Genomic DNA, 13,727 nt, shown 5'->3' on the forward strand with positions numbered 1-13,727 from the left:
TTAATGGGGCACTCCTTGTATTCCCAGGGGTAAATGCACATGCCTTATTTACTCGAAATGAAAAACATCACCAAATCCTTCGGGGCGGTAAAGGCGGTTGATAACATCAGCCTGAGGCTTAACGCGGGTGAAGTGGTTTCACTGTGCGGTGAGAACGGCTCCGGTAAATCCACCTTAATGAAGGTACTGTGCGGTATTTATCCGTACGGCAGCTACGAAGGCGATATTTTTTTTGCGGGAGAACCCCTGCAGGCCAGCCATATCCGCGACACTGAGCGTCGAGGGATCGCTATTATTCACCAGGAGCTGGCGCTTATTAAGCATTTAACGGTGCTGGAAAATATTTTCCTCGGCACCGAAATCAGCCGCCATGGTGTTCTGGATTACGACACCATGACCCTGCGTTGTGAAAAACTGCTGGCGCAGGTTAGCCTGGCGGTATCTCCCGACACCCGGGTGGGTGATTTAGGTCTCGGCCAGCAGCAGCTGGTTGAAATCGCCAAAGCGCTGAACAAGCAGGTACGTTTGCTTATCCTCGACGAACCCACCGCATCGCTGACGGAGCAGGAAACCGCGGTACTGCTGAACATTATTCGGGACCTGCAAAACCACGGGATTGCCTGTGTTTATATCTCCCACAAGCTGAATGAAGTGAAGGCCATTTCCGACACGATTTGCGTCATTCGCGACGGTCAGCACATCGGTACCCGCGATGCCCACGGCATGAGCGAGGACGATATCATCACCATGATGGTGGGACGAGAGCTAACGGCGCTCTACCCCAACGAGCCCCACACCTGTGGCGAGGAGATCCTGCGGGTGGAGCACCTCACCGCCTGGCATCCGGTAAATCGTCATATAAAACGTGTGAACGACGTGTCGTTCAGCCTGAAACGCGGTGAAATCCTCGGGATTGCCGGGCTGGTAGGGGCCGGACGCACCGAGGCCGTGCAGTGCCTGTTCGGCGTCTGGCGCGGTCGTTGGGAAGGCGACATTTATGTCGATGGCAAAGCGGTAAAAATAGCCAACTGCCAGCAGGCGATAGCCCATGGTATCGCCATGGTACCGGAAGACCGCAAAAAAGACGGTATCGTGCCGGTGATGGCGGTCGGTAAAAATATCACGCTTGCCGCGCTGGATACCTTCTCTGGCACGCTGAGCAGCCTCGATGATGCCGCCGAACAACACTGCATTTTGCAGTCGATTTCCCGTCTGAAGGTTAAAACCTCATCGCCAGAGCTGGCGATTGGCCGCCTCAGCGGCGGTAATCAGCAAAAAGCTATTCTTGCTCGCTGCCTGCTGCTGAACCCGCGAATTTTGATTCTTGATGAACCCACTCGCGGTATTGATATCGGTGCGAAGTACGAAATCTACAAACTGATAAACCAGCTGGTACAGCAGGGCATCGCGGTGATCGTTATCTCTTCAGAGCTGCCGGAAGTGCTCGGCCTGAGCGATCGCGTGCTGGTGATGCACGAAGGGAAATTAAAAGCCAACTTAATCAACCATGGCCTGACGCAAGAACAGGTGATGGAAGCCGCCCTGAGGAGCGAACGCCATGTCGAAACCCAATCCCTCTGAAATGAAACTCACGCCATCGGCAGCGCCAGCGCTACCGGGATTAAAATCGCTGAATCTGCAGGTGTTCGTGATGATCGCGGCGATCGTCGTGATCATGCTGTTTTTTACCTGGACCACCGACGGCTCGTATCTCAGCGCGCGTAATATCTCCAACCTGCTGCGCCAGACGGCTATCACCGGCATTCTTGCCGTTGGCATGGTGTTCGTGATTATTTCCGCCGAAATTGACCTCTCCGTCGGCTCCATGATGGGCCTGCTCGGCGGCGTAGCGGCAATTTTTGACGTCTGGCTGGGCTGGCCATTACCGTTAACCATACTGGTGACGCTGGCCCTCGGGCTGGTGTTTGGCGTCTGGAACGGGTGGTGGGTCGCCTACCGGAAAGTGCCCTCCTTTATTGTCACCCTGGCCGGGATGCTGGCGTTTCGTGGAATTCTCATCGGTATCACCAACGGCACCACCGTTTCCCCTACCAGCGCCGCGATGTCGCAAATCGGACAGAGTTATCTGCCGGACAGCGCCGGTTTTATCATCGGCGTTATCGGTATGATGGTGTTTATTGCCTGGCAGTGGCGCGGGCGTCTGCGTCGCCAGGCATTAGGGCTGAGCACGCCACCTTCAACCGGTGCCGTGGGGCGTCAGGCGCTGACGGCGGTGATTGTCCTCGGGGCTATCTGGCTGTTAAACGATTATCGCGGTGTGCCAACGCCGGTACTCATTCTTGCCGCCCTGCTGCTTGCCGGGATGTTTATGGCAACTCGCACCGCATTCGGACGGCGAATTTACGCCATTGGTGGCAATATTGAGGCCGCGCGCTTATCGGGCATTAACGTTGAACGCACCAAGCTTGCCGTGTTCGCGATTAACGGCCTGATGGTGGCTATTGCGGGGCTGATCCTCAGCTCGCGCCTCGGTGCCGGTTCACCTTCCGCCGGAAACATTGCCGAGCTGGATGCCATTGCCGCCTGTGTTATTGGGGGAACCAGTCTTGCCGGTGGTGTCGGCAGCGTGGCGGGCGCAGTGATGGGAGCCTTCATTATGTCGGCGCTGGATAACGGCATGAGTATGATGGATGTTCCGACGTTCTGGCAGTATATCGTTAAGGGTGCCATTCTGTTGCTGGCGGTCTGGATGGACTCCGCGACCAAACGGCGCGCCTGAATCTTAGCCAGCCACCGCGAACCTGCCGTGGCTGGTATTTTGCGATGATTCAGCGGGAAACCTGAACCATGTTTGAAAAGCGTCACCGAATTACGCTGCTGTTCAATGCCAACAAAGCCTACGACCGCCAGGTAGTGGAAGGCGTTGGCGAGTACCTACAGGCTTCACAGTCTGAGTGGGATATTTTCATCGAAGAAGACTTCCGCGCCCGCACGGAAAATATCAAAGAGTGGCTCGGCGACGGCGTGATTGCCGACTACGATGACCGGGAAATCGAACATCTGCTCGCAGATGTGAAGGTGCCTATCATCGGCGTCGGTGGCTCCTACCATCTTCCGGAGCATTATCCGCAGGTTCACTACATCGCAACCGACAATTACGCGCTGGTAGAAAGCGCCTTTTTGCATTTGAAAGAAAAAGGGGTGCAGCGTTTTGCTTTTTACGGCCTGCCCGCCGCCAGCGGTAAACGCTGGGCCGCCGAACGCGAGCATGCCTTCCAGCAACTGGTAGCCAAAGAGAAGTATCGCGGGGTGATTTACCAGGGGCTGGAAACGGCGCCGGAAAACTGGCAGCACGCCCAGAACCGCCTTGCCGACTGGCTGCAAACACTCCCGCAGCAAACCGGTATTATTGCCGTCACCGATGCCCGTGCGCGCCATGTGCTGCAGGCCTGCGAGCATCTGCATATTCCGGTGCCGGAAAAACTGTGCGTGATTGGCATCGACAACGAAGAGCTGACGCGCTACCTCTCACGGGTCGCGCTCTCCTCCGTCGCACAGGGAACACGCCAGATGGGTTATCAGGCGGCAAAGCTGCTGCACCGTTTGCTGGATAACGAGAGCCTGCCGCTACAGCGCCTGCTGGTGCCACCGATGCGGGTGGTGGAGCGCCGTTCCACGGATTATCGTTCGCTGCGCGATCCGGCGGTGATTCAGGCTATGCACTATATCCGCAATAACGCCTGCAAAGGCATCAAGGTAGAACAGGTTCTGGATGCGGTGGGGATTTCACGCTCCAATCTTGAGAAGCGCTTTAAGGAAGAAGTAGGAACCACTATTCACGCAGTGATCCATAGCGAGAAGCTGGAGAAGGCGCGCAGTCTGCTGGTCTCGACGTCTTTATCAATAAACGAAATCTCGCAGATGTGCGGCTACCCGTCGCTGCAGTATTTCTACTCGGTGTTTAAGAAAGAGTACGACACCACACCAAAAGAGTACCGCGATCTGCACAGCGAAGTGCTGCTGTAGCCAAAAAAAACGCCTTCCGGATGGAAGGCGTTTTCTGTGATATGCAGTGATTACATATGGGCGGCAATCAGTCGCTGGTTATCCTGGTACATCGCGAACAGGTAGTTGTTATAACTGGATCCTTTCGTCGAGTAGCCTTTCAGCTTGTGGATCATCGCGGTTGCCGTCACTTCCTGATCGTTCTTGCGCAGCTGTGCGCGAGATTTACGGAAGGAGGCATAGGCATTATGCGTATTCAAATTAATCACATACGCCTGCACCGATTCTTTTACTGACTCAAAGCGCGAGTAACCTTTCACTTTACCCGGGCCGTTGTTGCAGCTACCGCTACCGCACTTCATGCCAAACAGATTGTTGTTGGCACGGGCCAGTTTTGAGGTACCCCAGCCGCTTTCCGCTGCCGCCATGGTTGCCACCATGCTGACAGGGATAATGTCGACGCGCTCAAGCAGCGAGTTCCATGGGATCTTACGGGTATTCCCGGACCAACCCACCTTGTAGCGCTTCGCAATGTCTTTCAGACGATTGCGCTCAGTCGGTGACCAGCGGCCATCGTACTGCTTGGAGATCAACCAGTTACGATCGGCGGTGATCGCAGCATTTTGACTGGTAATGTAAGGCATCACTGTCCGGAGAAACGCTTTTTTCCTTGGTGTTCCGGAAGGGTATTTTCGCAAGTCAGGAAGTGAACCGCTTATTTCACTATTGCGAGAATACTCTTGTTTACTGCTAACCTTAATACTACTTGTCTTTGCTACCGGGGCTTTGTGACTCTTTGTTGCTGTGTGCGTAGTGGTATGTGTCTTTGCCAGTACGCTACCTGAGAATATACAGGTAAGTAACATGAGTATCGCGGCCCCATATCGTCGAATGGGAGTCGATATCATTAGGTCTCCTGGTCGGATATAAACATTCCAACACCTTGTATTTTTCAAAAATTTGAGAGCTGAACCACAAATCATATCAAAAATAGGCTTCAAGAGCACCTAAAGAAATAGTCCAATTCCGAAACTATGTCACGCACGATGTGCGAAGTTCGCCATAAAAACGCCGAAAATGATGCTGTTATCGCATTTTACGGGCATTTTATGCGCAAGATCGCTCACCCTTGCGTCTCATCCCCCATTGGGGAGGAGTACAGTGGTGTTTCTTGCTGTCACACTGAGCAAAAAACCGCGACAGGTGACTGAATGAAACGTGCTGCTCTTATGCCGCTTTTGCTGCCAGGCCTCGCCTGGTCGGCAGTGTGGACCGCCAACGACTTCCCCAATTTCACCCCACAGGGTGTTGGTCAGTTCGTCACTCAAAAAACGTTGGCGAAGGGTACACGCGCTTTAACGTTAGGTCTTGACCAGAAATGCTGGCAGCCTGCCGCCCCGATCAAACTCAATCAGACGCTGTCGCTTGAACCCTGTAACGATGACGCACCCGGCTGGCGCGTTTTCCGCGATGGTCTCTATACCCTGACGATAGATACCCGCTCCGGCACCCCCACACTTACCGTGTCGCTCAGAGCAGAGGAAACCAGCGCAGCATCAGCCGTGACCCGCCAGTGCCCCACGTGGAACGGTGGCCCGTTGACGCTTGACGTCAGCCAGACCTTCCCGGAGGGTACCGTTGTACGTGATTTCTACAGTCAGCAAACCACGACCGTCAGCGAGGGGAAAATCACCCTTCAGCCTGCCCCCGACAGTAACGGCCTGCTGTTGCTTGAGCGCGCAGAAACCGATGCTCCCGCCCCTTTCAACTGGCACAACGCCACGGTCTATTTTGTCCTGACCGATCGCTTTGTGAACGGCGATCCGGGCAATGATAATAGCTATGGTCGTCATAAAGACGGGCAGCAAGAGATTGGTACCTTTCACGGTGGCGACCTGAAGGGCCTCACCAGCAAGCTGGATTATTTGCAGCAGCTCGGCGTCAATGCGCTGTGGATAAGCTCGCCGTTAGAGCAGATCCACGGCTGGGTCGGCGGTGGCACAAAAGGCGATTTCCCGCATTACGCCTACCACGGCTACTACACCCAGGACTGGACGCGGCTTGATGCCAACATGGGTAATGAAGATGACCTCAAACGCCTGGTGGACGGTGCCCACCAGCGCGGCATTCGCGTACTGTTCGATATCGTGATGAACCATACCGGCTATGCCACGCTTGCCGATATGCAGGAGTATCAGTTCGGTGCACTGTATCTGAAGGGTGACGAACTAAAGAAAACCCTGGGCGAGCACTGGACAAACTGGCAGCCAGGGCCGGGCCAGAACTGGCACAGCTTCAACGATTACATCAACTTCAGCGATAAAGCAGCATGGGGAAACTGGTGGGGTAAGAAATGGATCCGCACTGATATCGGCGACTACGATAACCCCGGCTTTGACGACCTGACGATGTCGCTGGCCTTCCTGCCGGATCTCAAAACCGAGTCAACGGTCCCTTCCGGGCTGCCAGTCTTCTATCAACATAAAACGGACACGCACGCCAAAGCCATCGCCGGATTTACGCCTCGGGATTACCTGACCCACTGGCTGAGCCGGTGGGTGCGCGATTACGGGATTGATGGTTTTCGCGTTGATACGGCGAAACATGTTGAACTGCCTGCATGGCAGCAGTTGAAGAACCAGTCAACGGAGGCTCTCGCGGCGTGGAAACACGCCAACCCGCAAAAAGCGCTGGATAACACCCCTTTCTGGATGACCGGCGAGGCCTGGGGCCACGGCGTGATGCATAGCGAGTATTATCGTTACGGCTTCGATGCGATGATTAACTTTGATTACCAGCAGCAGGCCACCAGCGCCAGCGGCTGCCTGGCGGAGATGGACGCCACCTGGCAGCAAATGGCCGACAAATTGCAGAATTTCAACGTACTCAGCTATCTCTCTTCTCATGATACCCAACTGTTCCGCGAGCCGGGTCACCGTGCCGCCGAGTTACTATTGCTCGCCCCCGGTGCGGTACAGATTTTTTATGGTGATGAGTCCGAACGGCCGTTTGGCCCTACCGGCTCAGATCCGTTGCAGGGCACCCGTTCTGATATGAACTGGCAGGATGTCGGCGGCAAAGCAGCAGCACTAGTGAAGCACTGGCAACGTCTGGGGCAGTTCCGAGCCCGCCATCCAGCGATCGGTGAAGGCAGACAAACGACCCTGCCCCTCACTCAAGGCTATGGATTCGTTCGCCAGCACGGCGATGATAAGGTGATGGTCATCTGGGCCGGCCTGAAAAAATAATCGGACCGCTTCCTCTCCAGCACGAGGGGAAGCTAATTCTACTTTCCAGAAAATAAGCAGAATAATTCACCAAAAACTGCATACTCCTCCGATTTGCACCATGCCATAGCTGGCGTTATGGTGGGTAACTTCCCAGTAAGGCCAATAGAACACCTGCTATGACATTTTCACTTTTCGGCGACAAATTCACCCGCCATTCAGGCATTACCCGCCTGATGGAGGACCTTAACGACGGCCTGCGTACGCCCGGTGCCATCATGCTTGGCGGCGGTAATCCGGCCCAGATTCCGGAAATGAACGATTATTTCCAGAACCTGCTACGCGAGATGCTGGAAAACGGCAGCGCTGCCGATGCGTTGTGTAACTACGATGGTCCTCAGGGGAAAACCGAACTCCTCGACAGACTCGCCGGAATGCTACGGGATGAATTAGGTTGGGATATCGAACCGCAGAATATTGCACTGACAAACGGCAGTCAGAGCGCGTTTTTCTACTTGTTCAATCTCTTCGCTGGTCGCCACGCCGACGGCAGCTCTAAAAAAGTGCTGTTCCCGCTGGCACCGGAGTATATCGGCTACGCCGATTCGGGCCTCGAAGAGGATCTCTTTGTCTCAACAAGACCCAATATTGAACTGCTGCCCGAAGGGCAATTCAAATATCACGTTGATTTCGAGCACCTCAGCATTACCGAAGAAACCGGGATGATCTGCGTTTCGCGTCCCACCAACCCGACCGGTAACGTCATCACCGATGAAGAACTGCTGAAGCTCGATGCACTGGCGCACCAGCATGGCATCCCGCTGGTAATTGATAACGCCTATGGCGTGCCGTTCCCGGGGATCATTTTTAGTGAAGCGCGCCCGCTGTGGAACCCGAACATCGTGCTGTGTATGAGCCTGTCGAAGCTCGGCTTACCGGGCAGCCGCTGCGGTATCATCATTGCCAATGAGAAAATCATCTCTGCGGTCAGCAATATGAACGGCATTATCAGCCTGGCGCCCGGCGGTATTGGCCCCGCCATGATGTGCGAGATGATCAAACGCAACGACCTGCTGCGCCTGTCGGAAACGGTGATAAAACCGTTCTACTATCAGCGCGTTCAGGAAACTATCGCCATTATTCGCCGCTATTTACCTGAAGACCGCTGCCTCATCCACAAACCCGAAGGGGCGATTTTCCTCTGGTTATGGTTTAAGGATCTGCCGGTTTCCACCGAACTGCTGTACCAGCGTCTGAAAAAACGCGGAGTGCTGATGGTGCCAGGCGACTACTTCTTCCCGGGTCTCGATAAACCCTGGCCGCATACTCACCAGTGTATGCGCATGAATTACGTTCCGGATCCGGAGAAAATTGAAGCCGGGGTGAGAATTCTCGCCGAAGAAATAGAAAATGCCTGGCGCGAAGGGGCATAAATTAAAAAGCCTTCCAATCGGAAGGCTTAATTTTTCTGTGATCTTAGCGGTTATTTTGGATATATCATGAATATATTTCCCGCTTCGCCTCACACCAGGAATAATCCTATTTTTAAGCCACGATTTAAGCAATTGTAAAATAAAACACCATTAACTTCAGTAGTACTAAAGAATTAATCAGGCATAAGTCTCTGTTTTTATAATCTTTTATTTATTCGTTATTTTTTCTTGCCAGCCAGCTGTGCAATTTATTTTTTATCTCCATTTTGCCCATTTCTGCACCAGATGCAGAGTTCCGAATTCCACTTACAATTATAAATACGCCGTCCGGCGTTTTATTGCGTGGAGTATTGTTATGGCTACTAATAACGTAAGCCACTTGAGCGTTATCGCAGTGGCGGTACTTCTTGCGTTCTCCCTTTCCGCCTGTAGTGGAAGCGGCGGAGGTTCTCATTCAACAGCCAAAAATAATCCCACAGCAGGAGCAAATGGAAGTTCCGGATCGGGAAGTGATGGCAGTAGTGGAGGCACAACAGCAGATAACGGCTCCGGCGGCAGCGGGAGCGGTGGTAGCGGGAGCAATGGTAGCGGTTCTGGCTCAGGTTCAGGTTCAGGTTCAGGTTCAGGAATCGGTAGCGGCGGCTCAGGCTCCGGTAGTGGTGGCTCTGGTAGCGGGAGTGGAAGCGGTGGTTCCGGTAGTGGATCAGGAAGCGGAAGCGGGTCATCTTCGGCCGCGAATAATGTACTCAGCGATACCGGACAAACCGTCAGCAGCGTTGGTAGTACGCTGGATGGCTTAGGCAGCCAGGTTCCAACGAATAACCCGGTCACTTCAACCGTTTCAACGACGGTGAGCGGTGTCGGTAATGCGCTGCAAACCACAGGTAATGGTGTAACGACCGGCGTTGGTAATCCATCAAACCCTAATGGCGTGGGAACCACAGCCCAGGGCGTCACCACGACGGTGACTTCGCTCGGTAATACCGTTTCAAGCGTCGGTACCGGGCTCTCAAGCGGTACGGCTAACACTCCGGTTGGCGGCGTTACCGGCGTTGTCGGTAACGTAGTGAATAGCGCGGGCGAGGTTGTCAGTGGAACAGGCACCGGACTCACATCTGTCGTTCAAAGCCCTGATGTTGCGAAGCTCACAACAGGAACTACTGGTGTGCTCAATAATACTCTTGGCGGCACCCAAACACTGACCCAAAGCGTAGGGGCGACAACCGGGCTTGGTAAACCGGTTGATGGCTTGCTGACGCAGGTCGGTAACTCGGTGAGCGGCGTGGGTTCAAACATCAGCAGTAGTAATTCTGGCCTCAGCGGCGTTGGTCAGACCGTTCAGGATGTCGGCCATACCGTCACAGACTCGGGCACCCTGGTTTATAAACCCACCAGCACCACCGGTGGTACAGGCACCAGCGGTAGCAACGTTTCCGCATCAGCGGCTGTAGACACCACAGCCAACGGCCTGGTGGCTAACGTCAATACCACTGTCAACACCCTGACGGCTGGCGCAACGGCAAGTGCGGGCACCACCAGCTCATCCTCCACCACCACTAACCCTCTTTCCGGCGTCAATAGTCTGGTTGGCGGGTTGTTAAATCCTAAAAAATAATTCCGGTGCCCCCCTCGGGGGGTGCCTTTTTTTCGCTTAACAGCAATGGCAGCTCGCCCCGGCGGGCCAGTATACGAAGGATCGCATAATGAAATTCCCTCTTTACTCTGCTCTGGCGAGTTGCGTGTTACTGTCACTGGCGCGCGCCGATACCTTACCTGCCCTTATCGATCATAATAATCCGGCAAAAGCGGCCAACGGCATTGCGCCTCCGGGCGTATCACCCACCCCACGAACTCAGGTTAGCGTCAGCAAACCTGAAACAAAATTGACGCCGCAGACGCCGGTGCAGGTTAACCACGTCCAGTTTGTTGGCGGTACGGTTTATTCCCTGCCGTCGTTGCTCGCACCTTTCCGGCCATATGCTAAAAAAACAGTCCCACTGAAAACGATAATTGGGCTGGTCAACGATATTACCGCCCGCTACCGGGCAGATGGATACCCGCTCTCCTACGCCTGGCTTCCGGACGACAATTTCCATAATGGCACGATAAAAATCGTGCTGGTTGAAGGGTATATCGCTCATACCGACATCAAAACCAACAACCCGAATATCGCCGCACGCCTGCAGCGGCTGGCAGAAAAAATCATGCAGGAGAAACCGCTGACCCAGGCGACATTCGATCGCAACAGCCTGCTGATGACCCGCACGCCGGACGTGCCCGTCACCGCCAACGCGCAACTGCCAAAAAACATTTATGGCGCCGGCGTGATGCAGGTTCAGGGCGAGCAGCCGCACATCTGGGATTTCTCCTCCACGGTGGATACCCGCAAAGGACAAAACCTGGCGCTGGTCAACGGCACGTTGAGCAACCTGACCAGCTACGGCGACCAGCTGGGGCTCGCGACCCTGATTCCGCTCGATAAAGACACGCGCAAAACCTACGTTGGCCTCAACTACCAGCAGTTCCTCAATGACGATGGACTGGCCATGCACCTCAAGGGCAGCTATTACCAGGAAAACCCGCGTGACTATACGCCGCTGTTGTATCTGCCCAATAACATCACCGTTGATGCCAAACAGAAATCCACCCAGTACAACGGCGGGGTGAGCTTTGACTACCCGGTGTTATTGACGCAAAAGCGCCAGTTCAGCGTCAACGGCGGTATCGATTACACCGACAAGCGCAACGACTATGCCCTGCAGGCCCAGATTCTGGATCAGAAATTCCAGCTCGATACACAGCACCAACGTGTGCGCTATCCGGCGCTGGAGCTGGGCATGAACGGATTGCAGGCTTTTGATAAAGCGAGCGTCAGCGGCAAATTAACCCTGCGTCAGGGGATTGATGGCGCGGGTGCCAGCGCCAACCCATCGCAGGGCACCGACCTCGGTTTTACGCTATGGAAAGGCAATCTGGATGCCGCCTGGATGATGACCGACAAATTACGCCTGTCGACATCATGGGAAGGCGACTGGAGCGATAACGATTTACCCGAGCCAGAGCGCGTCTCCTTCGGTGCTCAGCGCTACGGGCGCGGCTATCAGGACGGCGAGGCGACCGGCGATTACGGCTACGGCGGACAGGTAGAGCTACGGTATCTGCACATGCGTAAAGAGAGCCAGTGGCTGGCAACCGTTCAGCCTTATGTACTGGCCGACACCGCACAGACATGGTTCAACCAGCCAGGTTATCGGCATCAGCGTTTAGGCTCTATCGCCACGGGGGTGACGGTGGGAGATAACAAACATTACACCGTGACAGTTGAAGCGGCGCGCCCCGTGGGCGACGTACCATCCGACAGCAACAACAGGGACTGGCGTTACAGCCTGACCTTTACGTGGAACTTTAATAACCTGCGCTAATGCTCAAACATAAAAAAACCCCAGCCACAAACGTGCTGGGGAAAAAAATCCGGTGGCGACATCACACCCCAGATCTCAACTCATGGCGATGGAGAGAGGCGGTTCCGTGGCCTGGTAATAGAGTGGAATGACACCCTGATGATTGACAAAATAACCACAGCCTTTGGTGCTAAGAATAAAATCGGCGGGCAGACCAAGTACTGACAGCTTTTTATTAAGATTGCTGACAACCTGCCACAAGCGCTGGGTGGAAGGACTCAAATTATGCTCTTCCCAGACGTGCGAAAACAGCTCATCCCTGGATACATGGCGCTCATCGGCATGCATCAGCATATATAGAAATAGACGTAGCATCGTTTTATTAAAAAAAACCGCGGCAAACATTACCGTTTTGTCAGAGTTACTAACCGGAATCCGATAAGCCCGTTTATTAGCAATATCGACATGAACCTCTTTGCCAATCATGAATCCGTGCAGATAATATTCCATAGTCAAATACTCATTTAAAATTGAACCGACCAGGAGCATTGAGAAATATTTACGGCTCGTAATCCATACAATTTTTATCCGTTATTATAATTTGCTGAAACTCATTTTCAATAGATGAGTGACAACGCTATCACTCGCGCTTCCGATAGATAAAAACAGCCTATCATCTGGACTAAAATCAAACCACTAACGATAACTATCTGAGTTGCAATAAAACTGGTAATAAAATCCTGCTGATTTAGATTACGCCAACAACTCAAGACAAGACGCCTTATTAATCGCAAATTACAGTCAATAACTCTACGAGCTCGCGAATACTCACCCATTATCCGGAGTTAATATGTTCTTTGCAGTAACGTCGTTTCCAGCCGGCTGGCGTCATTCCGGTGTGTTTTTTGAATATCTGGCGAAAATAACCAACATCATTAAACCCGCAGCACAGAGCAACCTCTTTTAGTGAGGCAGAATCGCTAATGAGCTGCTTTTCTGCCGCGATGATCCGCTGACGGTGGATAGCTTCCGTCAGCGTCAGGCGAAATACACGGCGATAAACACGCCCAAGATAATCAGCATTGCAATGTAATTCTGTCGCCATTCCGGAGGTGCTCAACGGTAAATGATACTGTGTACGAATTATCTGTTGTGCCCGATACGCCAGCGCCATACCGCGCCCATCCCGGAGGGGATCGCTGAATGCCGATACCGATATCTGTTGCAGTATAAGTAATAAAATGAAATCCAGAGCGATACTGCGATGAATATTCTCCTGCTCATGCAAAAATTGCCGAAACAACGACACGACGTACTGCGGATCGTTGACCCGTAAATGCTGTGGAAGCCGCATCGGCATCTGCTTATTCGTCATCGCGCTGCAATTATCAGTCAGTTCAAAATGCAGCCAGTAAAACTTAAGATCATCCGGAAATTCCCCTACCCCAACATGCCGCCGGTGGGGCCAGAGCAGCAAGCTTTCTCCGGCGTTGACCGTAAAAGTCTGTTCTTCTTCGCGTAGCGTCAGTGTCCCTTTCTCAACATAAATTAATTCCCAGGAGGATAATTTCCTTGCCGGATGACTTCCCACTCCCCGGGAAATAAACAATCCGCCGTTTTGTACGCTAAGCGGAAGCGCTATGGATAATTCAAGCATGGATATGTATATTCCCGTTAATAATTGATGAAAAACAGATCTT

11 protein-coding genes are annotated in these 13,727 nt (G+C 53.4%); 8 read left to right on the top strand and 3 right to left on the bottom strand.

What is annotated here, in order from left to right:
- The first annotated feature begins 39 nt into the window (after window positions 1-39).
- The 3 genes from C7387_RS19040 (at window position 40) to xylR (ending at window position 3,987) form a co-directional block, all read left to right on the top strand.
- Entirely contained in the window at window positions 40-1,581 is a 1,542-nt protein-coding gene (locus C7387_RS19040; RefSeq protein WP_120817278.1) for a xylose ABC transporter ATP-binding protein, read from the top strand.
- Entirely contained in the window at window positions 1,559-2,740 is a 1,182-nt protein-coding gene (gene xylH, locus C7387_RS19045) for a xylose ABC transporter permease XylH (protein WP_038253690.1), read from the top strand. Before C7387_RS19040 ends, xylH begins: the two co-directional genes overlap by 23 nt.
- A gap of 68 nt (window positions 2,741-2,808) precedes the next feature.
- Window positions 2,809-3,987 (top strand): D-xylose utilization transcriptional activator XylR, encoded by a 1,179-nt coding sequence (gene xylR, locus C7387_RS19050; RefSeq protein WP_120817279.1) that lies wholly within the window; start codon window positions 2,809-2,811, stop codon window positions 3,985-3,987.
- 50 nt (window positions 3,988-4,037) lie between these two features.
- Here xylR and C7387_RS19055 read toward each other — a convergent pair whose 3' ends face one another.
- Window positions 4,038-4,874: a protein bax gene (locus C7387_RS19055; protein WP_038253686.1), complete on the bottom strand. Its 837-nt coding sequence runs from the start codon at window positions 4,872-4,874 to the stop codon at window positions 4,038-4,040.
- Between the two features lie 303 nt (window positions 4,875-5,177).
- On the opposite strand from C7387_RS19055, the gene C7387_RS19060 reads away from it, so the two are divergent.
- The 5 genes from C7387_RS19060 to C7387_RS19075 all read left to right on the top strand — a co-directional run bounded on the left by C7387_RS19060 (window position 5,178) and on the right by C7387_RS19075 (window position 12,048).
- The gene (locus tag C7387_RS19060; RefSeq protein ID WP_120817280.1) at window positions 5,178-7,214 is read left to right on the top strand and encodes an alpha-amylase; all 2,037 of its coding nucleotides are present in this window, start codon (window positions 5,178-5,180) and stop codon (window positions 7,212-7,214) included.
- Window positions 7,215-7,372: 158 nt separating this feature from the next.
- A complete protein-coding gene (avtA, locus tag C7387_RS19065; RefSeq protein WP_006817720.1) occupies window positions 7,373-8,626 on the top strand; it encodes a valine--pyruvate transaminase in 1,254 nt (417 codons plus the stop codon).
- A 488-nt stretch (window positions 8,627-9,114) separates the two neighbouring features.
- On the top strand, window positions 9,115-9,426 hold the full coding sequence (locus C7387_RS23025) for a hypothetical protein (protein WP_166791164.1): 312 nt from the start codon (window positions 9,115-9,117) through the stop codon (window positions 9,424-9,426).
- Complete coding sequence (locus C7387_RS19070) at window positions 9,414-10,241, top strand: collagen-like triple helix repeat-containing protein (RefSeq protein WP_050812338.1); 828 nt, start codon at window positions 9,414-9,416, stop codon at window positions 10,239-10,241. The genes C7387_RS23025 and C7387_RS19070 overlap by 13 nt, the downstream gene beginning before the upstream one ends.
- Before the next feature lie 88 nt (window positions 10,242-10,329).
- Entirely contained in the window at window positions 10,330-12,048 is a 1,719-nt protein-coding gene (locus C7387_RS19075; protein ID WP_006817724.1) for a ShlB/FhaC/HecB family hemolysin secretion/activation protein, read from the top strand.
- A 75-nt stretch (window positions 12,049-12,123) separates the two neighbouring features.
- Here C7387_RS19075 and C7387_RS19080 read toward each other — a convergent pair whose 3' ends face one another.
- Window positions 12,124-12,537, bottom strand: coding sequence for a winged helix-turn-helix domain-containing protein (locus C7387_RS19080; RefSeq protein ID WP_040903024.1), 414 nt, complete (start codon window positions 12,535-12,537; stop codon window positions 12,124-12,126).
- A gap of 325 nt (window positions 12,538-12,862) precedes the next feature.
- Entirely contained in the window at window positions 12,863-13,684 is an 822-nt protein-coding gene (locus C7387_RS19085; protein WP_120817281.1) for an AraC family transcriptional regulator, read from the bottom strand.
- Window positions 13,685-13,727 lie beyond the last annotated feature (43 nt).

The organism is Yokenella regensburgei, assembly GCF_003634235.1.
In the GTDB taxonomy this organism is placed as follows: Bacteria; Pseudomonadota; Gammaproteobacteria; order Enterobacterales; family Enterobacteriaceae; genus Yokenella; species Yokenella regensburgei.